Source organism: Streptomyces angustmyceticus, from assembly GCF_019933235.1.
In the GTDB taxonomy this organism is placed as follows: Bacteria; Actinomycetota; Actinomycetes; order Streptomycetales; family Streptomycetaceae; genus Streptomyces; species Streptomyces angustmyceticus.
Map to the genome: position 1 here is coordinate 927,894 of NZ_CP082945.1, position 20,409 is coordinate 948,302.

The following is a 20,409-nucleotide window of genomic DNA, read 5'->3' on the forward strand; positions in this document are numbered from 1 at the left end:
GGCTGCGGCCGCCGCCTCGACGGGCGCTCGAACCGCGCTGCACACACGGTGCTCCAGCGGGCTGCGAGGCGGCGCCCGGACACTGGGCGGCCGCATCCCGAGGAGGCCCGATGCCGCTCCCCCGCAGCCGCTCCGACCGCGACGCCCCTTCCCCGCTGCCGGCCGCGGCCGGTGTCTGGCGGGCGCTGGTGCGGCGGCCCAGGGAGACGTCCACCGCCACCTTCGTCCTCGGCCCGCGGGGCACGGCGGTGCTGCTCTCGGGCACGGCGGGCCACGGCTCCTGGAGCACCACGGATACGGGGGTGTTCTCCTACCGGATCACCGAGCCCCTCATCGGCGCGGACGGCCGGTGCACGGGCTGGGTGGACGTCGACCAGACGGGCGTGTTGCGGGGTGCGGTGTTCACCAGTCGCGGGGTGTCCCGGGTGCACGACGCACGGGGCGTCCTGCGCTCCCGCGTACCGGTGGCGGTCCTCGCACGCCGGTGGGAGTGAGCGCCGCACACGAAGGGGGCGGGCACCGGAGGTCCGGTACCCGCCCCCGGCGCCCGGCCGGCCCGGCGTGCCGTCAGGCGGCCGTCAGATCCAGCGCGACATTGCCCCGGTAGGCCCCCTGGAGCAACGAGATCAGCGCGGCCGGCGCGGCCTCGATGCCGCCCTCGACGGAGGTGTGCGGGAAGACGAAAGTGCCCTCGGCCACCCACATCGCGAAGTGCCGCGTCCACGCGGTGATCTGCTCCGGCGTGTGGTACGTCGCGAACGGCCGCAGCTCCAGATGCTTGGTGATGGCCGTCATGAGGTCGAGCCGGGGGTGTGCCCGGTCGCCGTTCTGCGCGGACAGCGCACCGCACAGCGCGAACCGCGCGTGCGGGGCCGCGACCTCGATCGCGGCCTCGAACTGCTCCCCGCCGACGTTGTCGAAGAACACCTGGATGCCGTCCGGGGCCAGCTCGCGCAGCCGGTCGACGACCGGGCCGTCGTGGTAGTCGAAGGCGTCGTCGAAACCCAGCTCGCCCACCAGGTAGTCGACCTTCTCCTTGCTGCCCGCGCTGCCGATCACCCGGGCCGCTCCCCGGCACTTGGCGATCTGCCCGGCGAGCGAGCCCACCCCGCCGGCCGCGCCGGAGACGAAGACCGTGTCGCCCTTGCCGGCCCGGGCGATGTCCGCCATGCCGTAGTAGGCGGTGGGCCCCTGACTCAGGTAGTACACCGGGCTGGGGAAGAGGTCCGGGTCCACCTTGAAGTAGGTGTTGGCCGGACCGCAGGAGTACTCGCTCCAGCCGGACATCGACTGGACGACGTCACCGACGGCCAGGTCCGGGCTCGCCGACCGGACCACCGTGCCCAGGGCGCCCCCGCCGAGCCGCTCGCCGACCTGGAACGGCGGCAGCGGCAGCGGGCAGTCGGCCCGCATCAGGTCCTGGTAGGCCGCCGCCAGCGGCAGATGGTCCGTACGGACCAGGACCTCCCCGGGCGCCGGCTGCGGCACCTCGACCTCGACGATGTCGAAGTGGCCGAGGGTGAGTTCACCCTCCAAGTGCGCGGACAGCCGTACCTCCCGGGCCTTGGGCGGAATGCCGGGACCCACACCAGCGCTCATGACTCTCCTCCGTCGGCAGCCTGGGCTGAGAACACCCCAGGGATATCCCGGCCCGCTCGCGGCCGCCTCGGGCGCCGGTGCAGCGCCGGGCGGAACGGCGGGCGGTGCGGCGGGCCGGGGGCCGTCAGGCGTCGGGGGCGGCCTGCTGCAGGTCGAAGGCGTTGGCGCCGTCGAGGGACTCGCGGATGAGATCGGCGTGGCCGGCGTGCCGGGCCGCCTCCCCGATCAGGTGCAGCAGGATCCAGCGGACCGTGCGCGGCTCGTCCTGCGGGCCCCACGGGGTCTTGGGCATCGGCACCCGCTCGTCGAAGTCCTTGACCGCCCGCACCGCCTGCGCCACCTCGGTGCCCACCCGCTCGTGCTCGGCCAGCAGACCGGCCACCGTCTCCGCCGCGGGCACCTCGAACTCGGCCTGCCCGTCGCGCTGCAGCCAGTCGGCGCCCCGGCCGGCGATGACCGGGATCCAGGCCGGCTCCCCGCGCACGGCGTGGGTGAGCAGCGACGCGAGCGACAGCGTGCTGACGCTGGGGGTGCTGCGCGCCTGGTCGTCGGTGAGGCCGGCGAGCGCCCGGCGCAGCGCGGCGCGGTGCTCCTGCCAGGCCGCCAGCAGCTCTTCGCATTCGTCCATCCGGGGGTCAGCCATGGTCGGCATGCCGGTCTCGCCTCTCGTCCGTGCTGGGTCCGCCGCGCCGTCCGCGGCGCCGGCCTGCACAACGCCGCAGGTCCGGCCGGGGACACGCGGCGCCGCAGGGCCCGCCTCCACCGTCCGTCCGCCACGCGGCGCCGGACACCGGGCCCGTGAAGGTGCGTCTGCCCCGTGGTGCCCTGCCCTAGCGCCTCTCCAGGGCGCGTCCAGCCCGTCGGGGCACGGTGGGCGCGCCACAGACCCCCGGCGACGGTGGCGCGCCATGGCCGGAAGGAGCCGATGTGTCCCAGGTATCGCACCGCACCGTGCCGCGGGTGACCGCGGAGCTGTATGTGGAGGTGCAGCAGTTCTACGCACGGCAGATGCCGCTCCTGGAAGCCCGGAAGCTGGTGGAGTTCCTGGAGACCATGACCGAGGACGGTTCGATCGAGCACCGTCCGGGCGGCTGGAAGCTGGCGGGCCGTCAGCAGTTGCTGGCCGAGATGCGGGCGCGCCGCGGGGACCCGGAGCGGCCGCTCGTCGAGGAGATCTCCGCGCGCGACGCACGGGAGCACGACGTCGCGTACTACGACGGACTGGTCTACCGCTACTGGTTCGACCGGATGCACATCGAGCCGGCCGGCGAGGACACCCTGCACGTGCGCTACCAGGCGATCGTGAGCATGACGGACGCCGCCGGCAAGGTCAGCTTCGAGCCGACCACGGTCGTGGAGGACGTCCTGGTGCGGATCGACGGTGAGCTGTACACCCGTTCCCGCGTCGTCACCCATGACTCCCCCGCCTGGGCCGACAAGATCCACAACCCGTCCTGAGCAGCCCGGCCGGCCGCCGGCCCCCGGTCCGATCCGATCCGATCCGAACAGGCCGCACACCGCGGAGGTGCCCCTTGTCCGCCTGCCCCGTCTCCGACGCGTTCCCCTTCCCCGGCTCGTCCTATCACGGCCCGGCCCCGCACTACGCCCGGCTGCGCACCGAACAGCCGGTGGTACGGGTGCGGACGGCGGGAGGTGTGGACGCCTGGCTGGTCACCCGGTACGAGGACGTCCGGGCGGCGCTGGCCGATCCCCGGCTGAGCAGGGCGGAGACCTGCCGGCCCGGGGCACCCCGGATCGGGGGGTCGATGACGACCACGCCCGAGATGATCATTTCGCTGGACGGCGCCGAACACACCCGGCTGCGCAAGCTGGTGGTCGGCGCGTTCACCACCCGGCGGGTCGAGCGGATGCGGCCCGGGGTGCAGAAGGTGGCCGACGAGCTGCTGGACGACATGGCGGACCGCGGCGGGCCGGTGGACCTGGTGCAGCGGCTGACGGTGCCGCTGCCGCTGACCGTCATCGGTGAGCTGCTGGGCGTCCCGCGCGAGGACCTGCGGCAGTTCGAGACCCACGCCCGCGCCTTCGCCACCGTCGACGACCGGGCCGGCGGCGCGGAGTCGCTGGCCGGGCTGGCCAAGCTCAACGAGTACATCGTGGGGCTGATCGCCGACAAGCGGGCCGAGCCCACCGGCGACATGCTCTCGGACCTGATCGCGGCCCGGGACCACGACGACCGGCTCAGCGAACAGGAGCTGGTGACGTTCGGCTTCACCCTGATCGGCGCCGGGTTCGACACCACCGCCAACCAGCTCGCCAACTCCGTGCTGGCGCTGGTGGCCGGGCACCGCGACCAGTGGCGCGCCCTCGTCGAGGACCCCGGCCGCATCCCGGACGCCGTCGAGGAACTGCTGCGGCACGTCAACCTGTTCGCCACCGACACCTCGGGGTTCCCGCGAATGGCCGTCGAGGACCTGGAGATCGGCGGGGTGCGCATCGCCGCGGGCGAACCGGTCCTGCTGTCCCTGGCCTCCGCCAACCGCGACCCGTCGGTCTTCGACGACCCCGACCGGCTGGACCTCTCCCGCGGCCGCAATCCGCACATCTCCTTCGGCCACGGCATCCACTACTGCCTGGGCAAGCAGCTCGGCCGGATGGAGATGGAGATCGCGCTGGCCGGGCTGGTGCGGCGCTTCCCCGACCTGCGGCTGGCCGTGCCCGAGAGCGAACTGCCCTGGCACACCGGCGAGATCAACCACACCCTGACCAGCCTGCCGGTCACCTGGGGAGCCTGAGGCCATGGCCACCGCCACGCCCCCGCGTGCGGCAGCGGACCTCGCCGGGCGCTTCGCGCGCTCGGCCGCGGTGACCGAGGCCGGCTCCTGGCTGCGCACCGCCGACGTCCCCGGCTGGCTGGCCGAGCGCCGTGCCTGCCACCGCTTCGCGGTGCGGCGCATCCCGTTCGCGGCGCTGGACGGCTGGTCCTTCGCCCCCGGGACCGGGAACCTCTGTCATGACAGCGGGCGCTTCTTCACCGTGGAGGGCCTGCGGGTCTCGGCCGGCGCCGGGCCGTTCCCGCACTGGCAGCAGCCCGTCATCAAGCAGCCGGAGGTCGGCGTCCTGGGCCTGCTGGCCAAGGAGTTCGACGGGGTGCTGCACTTCCTGATGCAGGCCAAGATGGAGCCGGGCAACCGGAACCTGCTGCAGCTGTCGCCGACCGTGCAGGCCACCCGCAGCAACTACACCAAGGTGCACCGCGGCGCCGATGTGCCCTACCTCGACCACTTCCTGCGGCCGGCCCCGGGCAGTGTGGTCGCCGACTCCCTGCAGTCCGAACACGGGTCGTGGTTCTTCCGCAAGAGCAACCGGAACATGATCGTGGAAACCCGTGCGGCGGTGCCGGTGGCCGACGACTTCTGCTGGCTGACGCTCGGCCAGATCGGACGGCTGCTGCGCCGGGACAACCTCGTGAACATGGACGCCCGCACGGTCCTCGCGGGGGTGCCCACCGGCGGCGGCCCGGGGCCCGGTGGCGGGCCGTACGGCGATACGGAGCTGCTGTCCTGGTTCACCGGGGAGCGCTCCCGGCACACGGTCGGCGCCGAGCTGGTCCCGCTGGACGCGGTGGCGGGCTGGCGGCGCGGGCCGCACACCATCGAGCGCCCGGACGGCCGGTACTTCCGGGTGGTGGCGGTGGCCGTCGAGGCCGGCAGCCGGGAGGTGGCGGGCTGGAGCCAGCCCCTGATCGAGCCGTGCGGACTCGGCGTCACCGCCTTCCTCACCCGCCGCACCGGGGGCGTCCCGCAGGTGCTGGTGCACGCACGGGTGGAGGGCGGCTTCCTCGACACCGTCGAACTCGGGCCGACCGTCCAGTGCGTGCCGGGAAACCACGCGGCGCTCCCGCCCGACCAGCGGCCGCCGTTCCTCGACACGGTGCTGACGGCGCCGCCCGGCCGGATCCGGTACGCGGCGGTGCACTCCGAGGAGGGCGGCCGGTTCCTGCACGCGGAGAGCCGCTATCTGCTGGTCGAGGCGGGCGACGCGGTCCCGGACGCGCTGCCGCCCGGCTACCGCTGGGTCACGCCCGGCGCGCTCGGCGCACTGGTCCGGCACGGCCACTACCTCAACGTCCAGGCGCGCAGCCTGCTCTCGCTGCTCACCACCGGCGCCGTCCGCCTCCAGGACTGACGCGTCGCCGGCGGCGCGGTTCGAGCGGCGGTCGAGTGCGGAGGGCGACACTGGCCCGTATGCCCCCGCTCTCCCCGCTCTCCCCACGCACCCTCAACCGCACGTACCTGGAACGGCAGTTGCTGCTGGACCGGTCCGCCCGCACCCCGCTCGACGCCGTCCGGCATCTGATGGGCCTGCAGGGCCAGGAGCCCGACGCGCCCTATACGGGCCTGTGGGCACGGCTCGCGGACTTCCGGCACGACGCGCTGACCGCGCTGCTGCACGACCGCCGCGTGGTCCGCGCCAAGCTCCAGCGCAACACCCAGCACCTGGTGGACGCCGAGGACTTCCGCACGCTGCACCCGCTGCTGGCCCCGGTGCTCGGCAAGGCCCGCCAGGGCGCGTTCGGGCGGGCCGTCCAGGGGCTGGACCCGGACGATCTGGTGCGGGCGGGGCGGGAGCTGCTGAGCGGCGAGGGGCTCACCCGCCCGCAGCTGGGCCGGGCGCTGGCGGCCCGGTTCCCCGGGCGGGACAGCCTCGCCCTGGCCTACGTCGTGCAGTCCCTGGTGGCGCATGTGCACCCGCCGCCCAGCGGCGTCTGGGGCCGGCGCGGCGCCACCGGGGTGGTCCTCGCGGAGGAGTGGCTCGGCGGCCCGATGGCGCGGCGGCCCCGCGTCGACGAGGTGATCCTGCGCTACCTCGCGGCCTACGGGCCGGCCACGGTGCGGGACGTCCAGGCGTGGTGCGGTCTGACCAGGCTGCGGGAGGTGGTCGACGGCATGCGGTCGCGGCTGCGGGTGTACCACGACGCCACGGGCCGGGAGCTGTTCGATGTGCCCGGCGCCGCTCTCGCCGACCCGGACCGGCCCGCGCCGGTGCGCTTCCTGCCGCGCTTCGACAACCTGATCCTCAGCCATGCGGACCGGACCCGGGTGATCGGCGACGAGGACCGCAAGCGGGTGATCGTCGGCAGCGAGGTCAGCCCGGTGTTCCTGGTCGACGGCTGGGTGCGCGGCATCTGGTCCTGGCGGGACGGCACCGTGGAGGTCACCCCGTTCCGGCCGCTGGGCCCGCAGGAGGCGGCCGCGGTACGGGAGGAGGCCGGGCTGCTGTCCGGCTTTCTGCGGGGGCCCGACGGCACGGGCGCGACGGGGCGGCCCGCGGCGGGCGAGGTCGTGATCGGGTAGCGGACGCGGGAGCCGGTGGCGCTCGGGCGGCCACCGGCTCCCGCGTCCGCCGTCCGCTCAGGCGGGCGGCGGACCGCCCACGGTGTCCCACATGTCGCGGAGCGAGGTGGCCAGGTCGCGGCGCGGGCGCCAGCCCAGCGACCGCTCGGCGCGGGAGCGGTCCACCTGGATCCAGTCGGCGCCGGCGCTGCGGCTGCGCACGTCGTCCCGGCGGACCCGGACGGCGTCCGGGGGCAGGCCGCTGACCGTGACCAGGGTGCGGACCAGGGCGTGGATGTCCACCGCGGTGCCCCGGCCGATGTTGACCAGCGGTTCGGCGGTGGACGCCGCCGCCGCGGCGAGCACCGCGTCGGCCGCGTCCCGGACATCGACGAAGTCGCGCCGGGCCGCGGCCACCGTGACGTCGAGCCCTTCGGCCGGGTCGGCCTGCCGCAGCCGTGCCGCCAGGGCCCCGAAGAAGCTCTCCTTGGCCGGGTGCGGCCCGAGGGTGTTGGTCAGCCGCAGCACCGAGCCCTGGACCTCCCCGCCGCGGACGGCCGCCAGCACCAGGCGCGACGCGGTCAGCTTGGCCTGGGCGTAGAGGGAGGCGGGGCGCGGTGCGACGTCCTCGTCGAGGGAGGTGCCGGCCGGGACCGGGCCGTACTCGTGGATGGTGCCCAGGTGCACGAGCCGCACCGGCCTGGGGAGCCGGGGCAGCGCGGCCAGCAGGCGTTCCACGGGGCGGACGTTGGCGTACGCCATCTCCTCGGGTGTACTGCCCCAGCCGAGGGTGGCGTTGACGACCGTGTCCACGTCCTCGTCCGCCAGGACCGCGGCCAGCCCGGCGCCCGTGCACCGGGCCAGGTCGAGCGGCAGGAACGGATGGCGGGGCGGGTGCGGGGCGGGCCGGCGGGCGATCGCGACGACGTCCGTGCCCCGGGCCGCGAAGGCCGCGCACAGGTGGCGGCCCACACAGCCGGTGGCGCCCAGGACCGCGACCCGGCGGGGCAGGTCTGTCGTGGTCATCGAGGCTCCCGTCAGGCCCGTGCGCAGTCCGCGTAGCGGGGCAGCAGCCCCCGGGCGGTGGCCTCTGCCAGGCCGGGGGCGAGGCGGTCCCGGTCGGAGAGGACGAAGTCGACTCCGACCGGCCACGGCAGGGCCAGGTCCTTGTCCAACGGGCTGACGGCCAGCTCCCGTTCCGCCCGGTAGCCGGTGGACACCAGGTACGACATCACGGTGTCGTCCGCCAGGGCGAGGAAGGCGTGCCCGACCCCTTCGGGGTAGTAGGCGGCCCGGCAGGTCCCCTCGTCCATGTCCACGGTGTCCCAGGCGCCGAACGTCGGGGACCCCAGCCGCAGATCGACCACCACGTCCAGGGCCCTGCCGCGGGCGCAGTGGACGTACTTGGCCTGGCCGGGCGGCGCGGTGGTGAAGTGCACCCCGCGCAGCACCCCGCGGGCGGACCTGCTGTGGTTGGTCTGTGCCACCGGGAAGGGGCGGCCGACGGCGGCGAGGAACGCGTCCTCCTGCAGCGGCGAGACGAACACCCCCCGCTGGTCGGCGTGGACGTCCGGGGTGAACTCGAAGGCGCCGGACACGGCGAGCTCTCGGGTGCGCACGGGCTCACCACCGTCCCTGACGGGGCGTCGGGCGGGTGGTCCGCGGCGCGGCCGGGGCCCTCACAGGACCGTGATTTCCGGGAGCGGGAAGACCAGCTTTCCGCCGTGGGCGAGGTAGGGGGCCTCGCGTTCGACGAAGCCGTCACGGTAGATCCAGGGCAGGACCAGCAGCTGGTCCGGCGCGAGGGCCTTGGCGTCGGCCTCGGAGACGATCGGGATGCCGGTGCCGGGGGTGAAGCAGCCGGCCTTCTCCTCGTTGGGTTCGCCGATGCACGGCAGGTCGTCCGGGCCCAGGCCGCAGTACTGGAGGATGACGTTGCCCTTGGTGGAGGCGCCGTACCCGACGGTCAGCTTCCCGGCCTTGCGGGAGTCGGCGAGGAACTCCACCAGGTGGTCGCGGGAGTCCACGGCCCGCCGGGCGAACGCCTCGTAGGGGGCCGGGGTGTCGAGGCCCGACTGCCGCTCGTGGGCGCGGACGCGGGCGAGGGCGGCGTGGTCGGCGGCGTGCCGGCTGCCCTGCTTGGCCAGGGTCAGCGAGAGGCTGCCGCCGTAGACGTCGGTGAGCCGGGCGTCGATGACCTCCAGCCCCGCGCGCTCGGCCATCCACTCGATCTGCCGCAGCGCGTAGTACTCCAGGTGCTCGTGGCAGACCACGTCGTAGGCGGTGGCCTGCAGCATGGCCGGCATATAGCTCTGCTCCATGACCCATACGCCGTCGTCGTCGAGGACGGCGGCGACGTCGCGCATGAAGTCGAGCGGGCGCGGCAGGTCGTAGAACATGGCGATGGAGGTGACCGCCTTGGCGCGCCGGGTGCCGAACCGCTCGGTGAAGACCTCCCGGGAGAAGAAGTCGGTGACCAGTTCCGCGTGCGGCGGGTAGGAGGCGCGGAACTTCTCGCCCGAGGGGTCGATGCCGACCGGCGTCAGGCCGTTGCGGGGGTAGCAGCCGAGCAGGGTGCCGTCGTTGCTGCCGATGTCCAGCACCAGGTCGCCGGGGCCGGGCGCGACCCGTGCGGTGATCTCCGCGACCTTGCCGCGCAGGTGCTCGATCATGAACGGCCGGATGCCCGAGCGGTATCCGTAGTGCTCGCCGTACATCAGCCCCAGGTCGGCGGTGTGCCGCAGTTGCAGCAGACCGCAGCCGTCCGGCGAGCAGAGCACCAGCTCCAGCGGGACGGTGGGGACGTGCTGGTCCGGCGTCGCGGGGAAGACGCCCGTGAGGGCGGAGGGGCCCAGGTCGAGCACGGGCAACAGCGTGCGGTTGTCGCAGATGCGGCAGGCATCGATGACCATTCGTCCTCCAGGGCGCGTCGAACGGCGAGCCGGGCCGGCTCGGACGCCCCCACCGTCGGGGACCGGACTCGAACGCCCGTGGAGCGCCGCTGAAGGCCCGCGTCCCGTCCTCCGGCGGCCGGCCGCCGCTGCCGTGCCCCGCGCGCACCGGAGGCGGAACCCCCGGCTCCGGCGAGACCCGAGCGAGGCTCTAGTGGGGTGCAGCAGGCTCGGTCGACACGCCCGAACCCCCGTATCAGGAGAGGCCCATGAGCTCCGCCCGCGAAACAGCGGCAGAACCGGTCGCGGATGCCCGGCGCTGGATGGCACTGGCCGTATTGCTGACCGCGACCCTGCTGGACCTGCTCGACGCGACGATCATCAACATCGCGATTCCGAGCATCCAGCGGGACATCCATGCTTCCTACACGGCCGTGCAGTGGATCGCGGCAGGCTATACGCTCGCGTTCGCCATCGGCCTGGTCACCGGTGGCCGGCTCGGCGACATCTTCGGACGCAAGAAGGTCTTCCTGCTCGCCATGGCCGGCTTCACCCTCGCGTCCGCGCTGTCGGGCCTGGCGACCGGGCCGGACATGCTGATCATCTCCCGTGTGCTGCAGGGCGGGATGGCCGCGATGATGGTGCCGCAGGTGCTGTCGATCATCCATGTCACCTTCGCCCCGGAGGAGAGCGGCAAGGTCTTCGGCATGTTCGGCGCCGTCTGCGGCATCGGGGCGGTCTCCGGTCCGGTCCTCGGCGCCCTGCTGACCGAGTGGAACCTCTTCGGCCTCGAATGGCGCCCGATCTTCCTGGTCAACCTGCCGATCGGGATCGCCGGTCTGATCCTCGGACACCGCTTCGTGCGCGAGTCCAAGGCGCCCAGCGCACCGCGCCTGGACCTGGCCGGCGTCACCCTCGTCACGCTGGCCCTGTTCATGCTGCTCTTCCCGCTCACCCGCGGCCGTGACCTGGGCTGGCCGGCCTGGTGCCCGGCTTCCATGGCCGGCAGCGTCGTGGTGTTCGCGCTGTTCGTCCTGCACCAGCGCGCCAAGGTGCGGCAGGACGCCTCCCCGCTGCTGGAGCTGTCGCTGTTCCGCATCCGGAGCTTCGCGGCCGGGATCGTCGTGCAGCTGGCCTTCGGCACCTCCTTCGGCCTGTTCTCCCTCACCGGCGCGCTGTACATGCAGGTCGGCCTGGGCTGGACACCGTTGCGGGCCGCGCTGACGAGCCTGTTGTTCGGCGCGACCATGGCCGGTGTCGCCATGGTCGCCGTGCCGAAGCTGGTCCCGCGCTTCGGCCGGAAGGTGCTCCAGGCCGGGGCGCTGCTGATGATCGTCGGGCTGGGCCTCTACGGTTGGATCGCCCACCAGCAGGGCACCGGGGTCACTCCGGCGCAGATCGCGCTCCCGCTGGTCGTGGGCGGCTGCGGCCTCGGCATGATCATGGCGCCGCTGACCAGCGCGGTGCTGTCCGAAGTACCCGGTCAGCACGCCGGTTCGGCGTCGGGCCTGATCAACACGATCAACCAGGTGGGCCTGTCCCTGGGCCTGGGGCTGACGTCGGTGGCCTTCTTCACCGTCGTGGACGACGCGGGAACGCCGGCGCCGACCGGCGGTACGGCCTTCATCACGGCGTTCACCCACTCCCTGTGGTGGGTGATCGGCGGCATGGCGCTGGCCTTCCTGCTGATGTTCGCCCTGCCGAAGGCCGCCGGCGCGCAGTTCGCGCCGCCCGCCGAGGAGGACGCCGGCGCCCCGGCCGCCGACGCCGGCACCTCGTCGTCCGACGGCGCCCCGGCGGCGCGTGCCGAGGCCACGCCGGCCGCGAACGCGCCGACACCCACCGCCGGCTGACACCCCGCCCGCCGCCGCGCCCGAACGCGCCGGTCCGTGGCCCCTCCCGGGCCCGCGGGCCGGCCGTCGTGCTGCGCCCGGGACACGGAGACGCGGGTCGAGCGCCGGTCGAGCCGCGCACGAGCCGGAGTGGGTAGGTTCACCAGTCCGCCCGTCGCCGCGGGCGCCGCGAGGAACAGGAAGTGATCACTGATGAGCGACACCACGCACGACGCCGTGCGGCTGCGGTGGCCGGCGGTCTCCGCCCGGCGGCTGGAGCGCAGCGCCCTCGCCGCGCCGGCCCCCGAGCTGGACCCCGCCGGGATCGTCGGCGCGCTGTGCGGGGCGCACGCCCAGGTGCTGAGCGCCGCCGAACTGTCCATCGGCATGCGGGGCGAGGGCATCACCCGCAGCGTGGTGCGCAAGACCCTGTGGGACGAGGCCGGGCTGATCAAGATGTACGGGCCGCGGGGCACCGTCCATCTGCTGCCCGCGGCCGACCTGCCGATGTGGGTGGGCGCGCTGAGCGCGCTGCCGCCCTCGCCGAGCCCGTTCACCAAGGACGTCCGGATGACGGACGAGCAGACGGAGGAGGTCGTCGCGGCCGTCGGCGCGGCCCTGCGGGACGCCGAACTGACCATCGACGAGCTGAGCGAGGCCGTCGTCGCCGCCACCGGCCCCTGGGCCGGGGACCTGGTCATGCCGGCCTTCCAGGGCATGTGGCCGCGCTGGCGGCAGGCCATCACCCTGGCCTCGCACCGCGGGCAGCTGTGCTTCGGGCCGAACCGCGGCCGCAAGGTGACGTACACCCACCCGCAGCACCTGACCGGGGGCCGCGCCACGGACGGCACGGCGGCGCTGGCCGGGCTCGTGGAGCGGTATCTGCACGCCTACGGCCCCGCCACCCCGCAGCACTTCGCACGGTGGCTCAATGTCTCCCCGCGCTGGGCCGGCGAGCTGTTCGACTCCCTGGGCGGCGCACTCCAGCGCGTCGACCTGGAGGGCACGGCGGCCTGGGTGAACGCGGGCGACACGGCAACGCCGGAGGAACCGCCGCGCGGGGTGCGGCTGTTGCCGTACTTCGACGCCTATGTGGTGGCCTGCCAGCCCCGCGAGCGGCTCTACCCCGGGGCCATGGCCCAGCGGGCGCTGACGCCCAGCGGCCAGGCCGGCAACTACCCGGTCCTGCTGATCGACGGCGTGGTCGGCGGGGTCTGGCACCAGCGGCGGTCCGGCCGCCGGCTGACCGTCACCGTCGAACCGGGCACACCCCTGACGGCCGCGCAGCGCGCGGAACTCGACGCGCAGGTGGAGCGGCTGGAGTGCGTCCTGGAGGGGACCGCGGAGCTGACGATCGGGACGGTGGGCGTCGGCCCCCACGCGTAACGGCGGCCCCACGCGCAGCGGCAGCCCTTCCCGGCCGGGCGTCCTGAGCACCGCGGCGCCCGGCCGGGCCCGGTGGTGCGCGAAGCGCCCCGCGGGACCCGGCCGCCCTCAGGCCCTCGCCGTCACCACGCCACGGTGCCGGCGTCGTTGAGGAACCGGCCGGTCGGCCCGTCGTCGCCGAGGGTCGCGAGGCGGACCTCGATCTCGGCGCCCTCGGCGGCCGTCCGCTCGCCGACGCCCCGGTTGATGTCCGTGGCGACGAAACCGGGCGAGCAGGCGTTGACCTTGACGGCGGTGCCCCGCAGTTCGTTGGCGTAGAGCACGGTCAGCATGTTCACCGCCGCCTTGGACACGCTGTACGCGGTCATCGCGGGCATCTCGGATCCGTCCAGCCAGGCGGGCAGGCCCATCTCGCTGGAGACGTTGACGATCCGTCCTGCCGGGGAGCGCCGCAGCAGCGGCAGCAGCGCGTTGGTGACCTCGACCAGGCCGAACACATTCGTCTCCAGGGTCGCCCACAGGGCGTCGCGGGTGAGCGTGCTCGGCGCGCCGGCCGGCCATTCGACGTTGATCCCGGCGTTGTTGACGAGGATGTCGAGCCGCCCGTACCGCTCGTCGATGTGCCGTGCGGCGGCGGCGACCCCGGCGGCGTCGGTGACGTCGAGGGGCACCGCGTGCGCGTCCGCGCCCTCCGCGCGCAGCGCCTTCGCGGCGGCCTCGCCGCGGGCCGGGTCGCGGGCGCCCAGCAGGACGACGGCGCCCTGGGCGCCCAGTTGCCGGGCGGCCTGGTGGCCGATGCCCTTGGTGGCGCCGGTGATCAGTGCGATCTTCGCGGTGGCAGTCATGGAGCGAGGCTGCCACCGTCCGCTAGGGCGCGGCTGGTCCCCGGCTCAGCACCCGGGGCGGCTGGGGCCCGCGGGCCCCGGCCGCCCGGCCGGTTCAGAGCGCGGCGCCCGTGGGCACCGCCTCCACGATGCTCAGGGACGAGTCCGTGCCGATGACCCGCTCCACCCGGAACCCGGCCTCGGTGAGCAGCGCCGTGTACTCCTCCTCGGTCCGCTCCTGGCCGCCGGCCATGACGAGCATCGCCAGGTCGAACGCCTTGCTGGAGTGCGGGGTGTCCCCGGCGGGGATCACCCGCTCGATCAGGAGCAGCGTGCCGTCCGGCTTCATCGCCCGCCGGCAGCCGGTGAGGATGCCGACGACCTCCCGGTCGGTCCAGCCGTGCAGCACCGACTTCATCATGTACAGATCGCCGCCGGCCGGGAGTTCGCCGAAGAGGTCGCCGCCGACGATCTCGCAGCGGCCGGTGAGCCCGGCGTCGCCGATCCGGTTGCGCTCGACGACGTGCGGGAGGTCGAACAGCACCCCGGCGGTCTCCGGGTGGGCCTGAAGGACCGTGGCCAGCAGGGTGCCGTCGCCGCCGCCGATGTCCACGAGCCGGGCGGCCCGGGAGAAGTCGTAGGCGGCCACGATCGCGTCGCGCTCGATCCGGCTGTGCTCGTGCATCGCGGTGTCGAAGTCCGCGCCCTCGTCGGGGTGTTCCTGCAGGTACTCCCAGACGGGCTGCCCGAAGGCGGTGGTGAAGGCCCCTTCGCCGGTGCGCAGCACCTCCTCGGCGTGCTGGAACGTCGTCGCGGTCAGCCGGCCGGCCTGCGCCACGGTCGCCCGGACGGACCGCGGGTGGTCGGAGCGCAGGCACGCGCCGACCGGGGTGAGGCCGAAGCGGCCGCGCGCCACCTCGGTGAACACTCCGCGGCCGGCCAGCGCCCGCAGCAGGCGGTGGAGGGCCTCCGGCCGGGTGCCGCTGGCCTCGGCGAGCTCCGCCGTCGGGCGCGGGCCGTCCGCCAGCAGATCGGCGATCCGCAGCTCCGCCGCCAGATGCAGCGCCCGTGCGTAGATGAAGCTCTCACTGATTTCCAGCAGTCGCAGACTGCCGTCCTGTGCGCTGTCGCTGCCCATCGGCTGATCCCACTCCTTCGTCCGTTGCGCTGAGGTCTTGTCCACCGGGTCACCGGGTGCGGTGCCGTACGGTCAGCGGGGCACGGCCTCGACGAGGCTGTCCGGTCCCGAGCTGTGAATGACGCGGGTGAGGCGCAGCCCCGCGCGGTCCAGCAGCTCGCGGAACTCCGCTTCGGTGCGCTGCCGGCCCGTCGTGCCGATCAGGGTCTCCAGGTCCAGGAGCTTGCCGACGGAGGGCTCCGGGCCGTCCGGCAGCACCGGTTCGCCCAGGAGCAGGGTGGCGTGCGCGGGCATGGCGGCGCGGCAGTTGCGCAGGATGCGCACCGAGGACTCGTCGTCCCAGTCGTGGATGACGGCCGTCAGCACATAGGCGTCGGCGCCCGGCGGCACCTCGTCGAAGAAGGAGCCGCCCCGCACCTCGCAGCGGTCGGCGACGCCCGCCTTGGCCAGGACCGGGGCGGAGCGCTCGACGACGTCGGGGAGGTCGAAGAGGACACCGCGCAGCTCCGGGTGGGAGGCGAGGATGCCGGACAGGTAGGCGCCGTTGCCGCCGCCCACGTCGACGACGGTGGCGAACCGCCCGAAGTCGTAGGACTCCAGCGTCGCGTAGATCGCGGAGGCCACCGACGTCATCGCCGCGTCGAAGACCGCGGCCTCTTCGGGGTGGCTGCGGTAGTAGTCGAACTGCGGCGCCCCGTGGACCCGTGCGAAGGCCGCCTCGCCGGTGCGGACGCTGTCGTACAGGCCGCTCCAGGCGGCCCGGTGGAAGCCCGATCCGAAGTGCGTCGCCAGGCCGCGCAGCGAGGGGGTGCTGTCGGTGCGCAGCAGCGCGCCCGCCGGGGTGTTCGCGAAGCGCCGGCCGGCCAGTTCGGTGAACACCCCGAAGTCGCCCAGGGCGCGCAGCAGCCGGTACAGCGAGGGCGCGTGCGCGCCGGCCTCGGCGGCGATGTCGTCCACGTGCCGGGGCCCGTGGGCGAGGGCGTCGGCGACGCCGAAGCGGGCCGCCACGCCGATGGCCTGGGTGACGAAGCCCCCCATCAGGAGGTGCATGAGTGCCGCCTCCGGCGGTGCGTCGGCCGTCGGCCCGGCCCACCCCGTCGACGGGTCCCGCTCACTCGCCGTGTCGGTCATCGCCTGTTCCCTTCCACTCCCGCCTGTGCTCCTTCGGACCTGGTCACAGTGCAGGACCTGCCTCAACGAGCACTTGAGGCGTGGTGCACCTGCGCGGCCGGGGTGCCGGGGGCGGGGCGCACCCGGACCGGGACGTGCGGCAGGCCCCGCATCATGGCGCTGTGGTGCCAGACGAGTTCGCCGGGCGCGGCGTCCAGCGCGAGGTCCGGGCAGCGCTCCAGCAGGGCCCGGATCGCGGTCCGCGCCTCCAGCCGGGCCAGCGGGGCGCCGAAGCAGTAGTGGATGCCGTGTCCGAAGGCGAGATGGCCGTGGGGGTCGCGGCGGATGTCGAAGCGGCCGGGGTCGGGGAAGCGGACGGGGTCGTGGTTGGCGGGGGTGTTGCCGATGAGGACGAGTTCCCCGCCGCCCGGGATGCAGGTGCCCGCGAGGTCGACGGGGGCGGTGGTGAACCGGTGCAGCGAGGTCCCGGTCGGTCCGCTGTGCCGCAGCATCTCCTCCACCGCACCGTCGAGGAGCCCGAAGTCTGCCCGCAGTGCGGCCAGTTGGTCGGGGTGGCGGAGCAGCGCGAGCATGCCGTTGGAGAGCAGCCCGGCGGTGGTCTCGTGGCCGGCGATGAGCAACAGGACGGCCATGCCGAGCAGTTCGTCGAAGGACAGCCGGTCGCCGTCCTCGCTCGTGCGCAGCAGCGCGCTCAGCAGATCGTCACCGGGCCGCCGGCCCTTGTCCGCCAGCAGCCGCGTCAGATAGCCGACCAGCTCCCCCATCGCCGCTTCGGCCCGCGGTCCGCCGGAGCGCTTGGTGACCTCGGTGGACCAGGCGTGGAAGTCCGCCCGGTCGGCGTAGGGCACCCCGAGGAGTTCGCAGATGACGGCGGCGGGCAGCGGGAAGGCGAAGTCCTCCACGAGGTCGGCCCGGCCGTCGGGCCGGCTCAGCACGGCGTCGATCAGCTCGTCGGTGATCTCCCGTACCCGCGGCCCCAGGGCCTCGATGCGGCGCGGGGTGAACTCCTTGACCACCAGCCTGCGCAGCCGGGTGTGCCGGGGCGGATCGGAGATCAGCATGTGCGGCGCGGCCGCGGGATCGCCCGCCCCGGCGCCCGCGGCCCGGCGCCAGTCGTTGGAGAGCCGCGGGTCGGCCAGCGCGGCGCGGGCGGCTTCGTACCCGACGACCAGCCAGGCTTCGAACCCCTCCGGGAGCCGTACCCGGTGCACCGGCCCCCGCGCCCGCAGCTCCGCGTACACCGGGTGCGGGTCCCGGGTGAACTCCTCCCCCAGGGCCGCCAGGTCGACGATGTGCTCTGCACTCACCAGGACACCTCCGTACGGGAACGGTTCATCGGCCGGCACGGTAGGGAGCCCCGGTGGAGGCCGGGTCGTCCGCTGATCGGATGTACGCCCGGCGGCGGATCCCGTCGAGCAGCCGGGCCTGTTCGCGGATGCCGTCGTCCGGGGGCGTGGTGCGGGAGCGCACCGCGGTGCGGAAGGCGAGGACGGTGTTGCGGACCTGGTCGTCCGGGGGCAGCGGGATCTCCCGGGTGCCCGTGCCGTTCTCCAGGCGGACGAGGGGGGCCAGGTCGGCGGGCGGGGTGAAGGCCCGCTCGACGGTGATCCGGCCCCGGGTGCCCCAGAGTTCGCAGACGTTGCGGTAGGCGTGGTCGAGGCCGAAGGACAGGTGGGCGGTGACCCCGTCGTCGCGGACCAAGAGCGCGGAGCCGGCGGTGTCCACCAGGCGGCCCGGCCCCCGGGACAGAGCGGCTCCGACGACACGCAGCCCGCCGCCGAGGTGGTGGACGGCGGCCCGGACGGGGTAGACCCCGGTGTCCCACAGGGCGCCGCCGCCCAGTTCGGGGCGGTGACGGATGTCCTCGTCGGGAAGGCGCGGGACGGCGAACGCGGCAGACAGGGAGCGCAGTTCGCCGATGGCGCCCGCGCGCACCAGGGCGCGTACGGCGGTGTGCTGGCGGTGGTGGGGGAACATCACGTTCTCCGCGAGGACCAGGCCGCGTGCGGCGGCCAGTGCGAGCAGCCGTCCGGTGCGGTCCGGGGCGAGCGCGAGGGGCTTCTCGGCCAGGACGTGCTTGCCGGCGCGCAGCGCGGCCTCCGCCCAGTCGGCGTGCAGCGCGGCGGGCAGCGGAAGGTAGACGGCGTCCACGTCCGGGGCGTCCAGCGCGGCGGCGTAGCCCTGGACGTGCCGGCACCCGTACGCGCGGGCCAGCTCCCTCGCGCGGGCGGCGTCCCGGCTCGCCACCAGTACGGGTGTGATGCCGGGCGTTCGGGCGAAGGCGGGCAGCATGCGGCGGCGGGCGATGCCGGCGCAGCCCAGTACGGCGATCCGGACGGGGGGCGGCATGGCTCCTCCTGCGTCGGCGGCCGCACACGGCGGCGGGGCGGTCGGGCCGACGGTAGGAGGGCGGGCTCGACACCGGCTCGGCTCCGCGCGGAGCGCCTCCGGCACGGGCCGGCTGACCGCGGCTCGACCGGTCGTTGAGCGGCGGCCCGGAAGCTGTGGACTCCAGCGGCGCCGCGTGCGGCGGGTGAGGAGGCACAGGAGATGGACCAGTCGGTGACCGGCCCGGCCGCGACGGCGGCGACCCCGGTGGGCACCTGGACGGAGGAGCTGCTCCTGGAGCGCGGGACGTACACCAGCACCCTGCGCTTCACCCCCAACGGCCGCACCCTGCTGCTGGCCGGCCCGCGCCCGGGGTGCGTGGGCGCCGGGAGCTGGACGGCGACGGGGCCGGGCCGTTTCTCCTTCCGGCTCGCCGAGCTGGTCTTCGACCCGGACGGCACGTTCACGGGCTGGGTGGACATCGAACAGCACGTCATACAGACCGGGGACACCTTCACCAGCTCCGGGGTCTCCCACGTCTACGACGCCGGCGACCGGCTGCTGGAGCGCGCCGAGGTCGCCGCGCGCGGGATCCGCCGCGCCTGACGGGGCGCACCGTCCGCGCCCAGGGCGGCCGCTCCGGCGGGGTGCGACCCGCCCTGTGCCGTCGCTCATGCGGCGGTCGGCACCGTGGGAGCCACGCAGCACGGCCACACTCCGGGCCCGCAGCCGGGCCTTCCCTACACCTCGGAGGACGAAGATGACATCTGCTCACGGCGACGCCGCCGAGCTCAGCGCACAGCTGTCGGAGCACATGAACGGCTTTCTGTACTCGGCGGCGCTCTACACCGTGACCCTGCACGGTGTCGCCGACCATCTGGCCGGCGGCCCGCGCACCCCCGAGGAGCTCGGGGAGCTGACCGGTCTGCACGGCCCGCACCTGGGCCGGGTGCTGCGCTATCTGTCCACGCGCCAGGTGTTCCAGGAGGACGCGGAGGGCCGCTTCGCCCTCACGCCCATGGCGGAGCTGCTCCGCACCGGGGTGCCCGGTTCGCTGCGCGACAGCTTCCTGATGCTGGGCGACGACCTGTACTGGAAGCCCGTCGGCCGGCTGCACGAGACGGTCCGCACGGGCCGTACCGCCTTCGACGAGATCTACGGCGCGCCCTTCTTCGCCCACCTGCGCACGGACCCGGCCGCCGCCTCGCTCTTCAACGCCGGCACCGCGGGCTTCTCGCACCTGGTGACCGAACACGTCGCGCAGAGCTACGACTTCCCGGACGGCGCCACCGTCGTGGACGTCGGCGGCGGGCGCGGCGGCCTGCTGCGCTCGGTGCTCGCCGCGCACCCGCGGATCACCGGCACGCTGTACGACCAGGCGTCGGTCATCGCCGAACACCAGCTGGACGGGCCCGAGGTGGCGGGCCGGTGGTCCACCGCCTCCGGCGACTTCTTCACGTCGGTGCCGGCCGGCCACGACCACTATCTGCTCAAGTCCATCCTGCACGACTGGAGCGACGAGAACTGCCTGCGCATCCTGCAGGCCGTACGCGCGGGCATGCGCGAGGACAGCAAGCTGCTGGTCGTCGACCCGGTCATCCCGCCGGGCAACACGTTCGACGCCAGCAAGACCATCGACGTGATGATGATGGCCGTCTACGACGGCAAGGAGCGCACCCAGGGCGAGTTCGAGGAGATCCTCACCAAGGCCGGGTTCCGGATCACCCGCGTACTGCCGACGCCGTCCCTGATGTCGGTCATCGAGGCGGTCATCGCCTGACCTGGCGGCCGCCCGCCCCGGCCCACCTCGCACGGCCGCCCACGGCCCCACCGCCGTCGGCGCACCTGCCCCCCCCGCCCTGCCCGGACGCTCCGCACCCGGGCAGGGCGGACGGCTGCCGGGGCGGCCGGTAGCGGGCCACGGGGAGTCGAGTCCCCCTCGACGGCGGCGTGTGACGCTCCGGGGCGGGTCCGCGACGCGGGCCG

At 74.3% G+C, this 20,409-nt stretch carries 19 protein-coding genes; 9 read left to right on the forward strand and 10 right to left on the reverse strand.

What is annotated here, in order from left to right; all coding sequences use genetic code 11:
- Positions 1-110 precede the first annotated feature (110 nt).
- Positions 111-494, forward strand: a complete 384-nt coding sequence (locus K7396_RS04565) for a hypothetical protein (protein WP_086719092.1) — start codon at positions 111-113, stop codon at positions 492-494.
- Positions 495-567: 73 nt separating this feature from the next.
- Here K7396_RS04565 and K7396_RS04570 read toward each other — a convergent pair whose 3' ends face one another.
- Positions 568-1,599: an MDR family NADP-dependent oxidoreductase gene (locus K7396_RS04570; RefSeq protein WP_086719091.1), complete on the reverse strand. Its 1,032-nt coding sequence runs from the start codon at positions 1,597-1,599 to the stop codon at positions 568-570.
- Positions 1,600-1,723: 124 nt separating this feature from the next.
- Positions 1,724-2,251: a DinB family protein gene (locus K7396_RS04575; protein WP_086719098.1), complete on the reverse strand. Its 528-nt coding sequence runs from the start codon at positions 2,249-2,251 to the stop codon at positions 1,724-1,726.
- Positions 2,252-2,526: 275 nt separating this feature from the next.
- Between K7396_RS04575 and K7396_RS04580 the strand changes: the two genes are divergently transcribed.
- The 4 genes from K7396_RS04580 (at position 2,527) to K7396_RS04595 (ending at position 6,914) form a co-directional block, all read left to right on the forward strand.
- The gene (locus K7396_RS04580; protein ID WP_208629129.1) at positions 2,527-3,057 is read left to right on the forward strand and encodes a nuclear transport factor 2 family protein; all 531 of its coding nucleotides are present in this window, start codon (positions 2,527-2,529) and stop codon (positions 3,055-3,057) included.
- A gap of 74 nt (positions 3,058-3,131) precedes the next feature.
- On the forward strand, positions 3,132-4,352 hold the full coding sequence (locus tag K7396_RS04585; protein ID WP_086719090.1) for a cytochrome P450: 1,221 nt from the start codon (positions 3,132-3,134) through the stop codon (positions 4,350-4,352).
- Between the two features lie 4 nt (positions 4,353-4,356).
- The gene (locus K7396_RS04590; RefSeq protein ID WP_086719089.1) at positions 4,357-5,745 is read left to right on the forward strand and encodes an NDP-hexose 2,3-dehydratase family protein; all 1,389 of its coding nucleotides are present in this window, start codon (positions 4,357-4,359) and stop codon (positions 5,743-5,745) included.
- A 59-nt stretch (positions 5,746-5,804) separates the two neighbouring features.
- Positions 5,805-6,914, forward strand: coding sequence for a winged helix DNA-binding domain-containing protein (locus K7396_RS04595; protein ID WP_086719088.1), 1,110 nt, complete (start codon positions 5,805-5,807; stop codon positions 6,912-6,914).
- Positions 6,915-6,971: 57 nt separating this feature from the next.
- On the opposite strand, the gene K7396_RS04600 is transcribed toward K7396_RS04595, so the two are convergent.
- The 3 genes from K7396_RS04600 to K7396_RS04610 are packed head-to-tail and all read right to left on the reverse strand — an operon-like array spanning position 6,972 to position 9,805.
- Positions 6,972-7,919: an NAD-dependent epimerase/dehydratase family protein gene (locus K7396_RS04600; protein WP_086719087.1), complete on the reverse strand. Its 948-nt coding sequence runs from the start codon at positions 7,917-7,919 to the stop codon at positions 6,972-6,974.
- Between the two features lie 11 nt (positions 7,920-7,930).
- The gene (locus K7396_RS04605; RefSeq protein WP_086719086.1) at positions 7,931-8,512 is read right to left on the reverse strand and encodes a dTDP-4-dehydrorhamnose 3,5-epimerase family protein; all 582 of its coding nucleotides are present in this window, start codon (positions 8,510-8,512) and stop codon (positions 7,931-7,933) included.
- A 60-nt stretch (positions 8,513-8,572) separates the two neighbouring features.
- Entirely contained in the window at positions 8,573-9,805 is a 1,233-nt protein-coding gene (locus K7396_RS04610; RefSeq protein WP_086719085.1) for a class I SAM-dependent methyltransferase, read from the reverse strand.
- A 248-nt stretch (positions 9,806-10,053) separates the two neighbouring features.
- Here K7396_RS04610 and K7396_RS04615 point away from each other — a divergent pair, with 248 nt between their 5' ends.
- The gene (locus K7396_RS04615) at positions 10,054-11,637 is read left to right on the forward strand and encodes an MFS transporter (RefSeq protein ID WP_086719084.1); all 1,584 of its coding nucleotides are present in this window, start codon (positions 10,054-10,056) and stop codon (positions 11,635-11,637) included.
- Positions 11,638-11,829: 192 nt separating this feature from the next.
- Positions 11,830-13,002, forward strand: a complete 1,173-nt coding sequence (locus tag K7396_RS04620; protein ID WP_086719083.1) for a winged helix DNA-binding domain-containing protein — start codon at positions 11,830-11,832, stop codon at positions 13,000-13,002.
- Between the two features lie 122 nt (positions 13,003-13,124).
- Here K7396_RS04620 and K7396_RS04625 read toward each other — a convergent pair whose 3' ends face one another.
- The 5 genes from K7396_RS04625 to K7396_RS04645 form a co-directional block, all read right to left on the reverse strand.
- Entirely contained in the window at positions 13,125-13,847 is a 723-nt protein-coding gene (locus K7396_RS04625) for an SDR family oxidoreductase (RefSeq protein ID WP_086719082.1), read from the reverse strand.
- Positions 13,848-13,941: 94 nt separating this feature from the next.
- Positions 13,942-14,964, reverse strand: a complete 1,023-nt coding sequence (locus K7396_RS04630; protein WP_208629128.1) for a methyltransferase — start codon at positions 14,962-14,964, stop codon at positions 13,942-13,944.
- A 72-nt stretch (positions 14,965-15,036) separates the two neighbouring features.
- Entirely contained in the window at positions 15,037-16,095 is a 1,059-nt protein-coding gene (locus K7396_RS04635) for a methyltransferase (protein WP_086719081.1), read from the reverse strand.
- Between the two features lie 62 nt (positions 16,096-16,157).
- Positions 16,158-17,402 (reverse strand): cytochrome P450 family protein, encoded by a 1,245-nt coding sequence (locus K7396_RS04640; protein ID WP_086719095.1) that lies wholly within the window; start codon positions 17,400-17,402, stop codon positions 16,158-16,160.
- A gap of 25 nt (positions 17,403-17,427) precedes the next feature.
- Positions 17,428-18,444, reverse strand: a complete 1,017-nt coding sequence (locus K7396_RS04645; protein ID WP_086719080.1) for a Gfo/Idh/MocA family protein — start codon at positions 18,442-18,444, stop codon at positions 17,428-17,430.
- A 201-nt stretch (positions 18,445-18,645) separates the two neighbouring features.
- On the opposite strand from K7396_RS04645, the gene K7396_RS04650 reads away from it, so the two are divergent.
- Both K7396_RS04650 and K7396_RS04655 read left to right on the forward strand, forming a co-directional pair.
- Positions 18,646-19,029: a class I SAM-dependent methyltransferase gene (locus tag K7396_RS04650; RefSeq protein WP_086719079.1), complete on the forward strand. Its 384-nt coding sequence runs from the start codon at positions 18,646-18,648 to the stop codon at positions 19,027-19,029.
- A gap of 154 nt (positions 19,030-19,183) precedes the next feature.
- Positions 19,184-20,203 (forward strand): methyltransferase, encoded by a 1,020-nt coding sequence (locus tag K7396_RS04655; RefSeq protein ID WP_152104190.1) that lies wholly within the window; start codon positions 19,184-19,186, stop codon positions 20,201-20,203.
- The last annotated feature ends 206 nt before the right edge of the window (positions 20,204-20,409 follow it).

Coding starts and splice junctions, on each gene's coding strand:
- K7396_RS04565 (WP_086719092.1), top strand. CDS start 111: ATGCCGCTCCCCCGCAGCCGCTCCGACCGCGACGCCCCTTCCCCGCTG.
- K7396_RS04570 (WP_086719091.1), bottom strand. CDS start 1,599: ATGAGCGCTGGTGTGGGTCCCGGCATTCCGCCCAAGGCCCGGGAGGTA.
- K7396_RS04575 (WP_086719098.1), bottom strand. CDS start 2,251: ATGCCGACCATGGCTGACCCCCGGATGGACGAATGCGAAGAGCTGCTG.
- K7396_RS04590 (WP_086719089.1), top strand. CDS start 4,357: ATGGCCACCGCCACGCCCCCGCGTGCGGCAGCGGACCTCGCCGGGCGC.
- K7396_RS04595 (WP_086719088.1), top strand. CDS start 5,805: ATGCCCCCGCTCTCCCCGCTCTCCCCACGCACCCTCAACCGCACGTAC.
- K7396_RS04600 (WP_086719087.1), bottom strand. CDS start 7,919: ATGACCACGACAGACCTGCCCCGCCGGGTCGCGGTCCTGGGCGCCACC.
- K7396_RS04610 (WP_086719085.1), bottom strand. CDS start 9,805: ATGGTCATCGATGCCTGCCGCATCTGCGACAACCGCACGCTGTTGCCC.
- K7396_RS04615 (WP_086719084.1), top strand. CDS start 10,054: ATGAGCTCCGCCCGCGAAACAGCGGCAGAACCGGTCGCGGATGCCCGG.
- K7396_RS04620 (WP_086719083.1), top strand. CDS start 11,830: ATGAGCGACACCACGCACGACGCCGTGCGGCTGCGGTGGCCGGCGGTC.
- K7396_RS04625 (WP_086719082.1), bottom strand. CDS start 13,847: ATGACTGCCACCGCGAAGATCGCACTGATCACCGGCGCCACCAAGGGC.
- K7396_RS04630 (WP_208629128.1), bottom strand. CDS start 14,964: ATGGGCAGCGACAGCGCACAGGACGGCAGTCTGCGACTGCTGGAAATC.
- K7396_RS04635 (WP_086719081.1), bottom strand. CDS start 16,095: ATGACCGACACGGCGAGTGAGCGGGACCCGTCGACGGGGTGGGCCGGG.
- K7396_RS04645 (WP_086719080.1), bottom strand. CDS start 18,444: ATGCCGCCCCCCGTCCGGATCGCCGTACTGGGCTGCGCCGGCATCGCC.
- K7396_RS04650 (WP_086719079.1), top strand. CDS start 18,646: ATGGACCAGTCGGTGACCGGCCCGGCCGCGACGGCGGCGACCCCGGTG.
- K7396_RS04655 (WP_152104190.1), top strand. CDS start 19,184: ATGACATCTGCTCACGGCGACGCCGCCGAGCTCAGCGCACAGCTGTCG.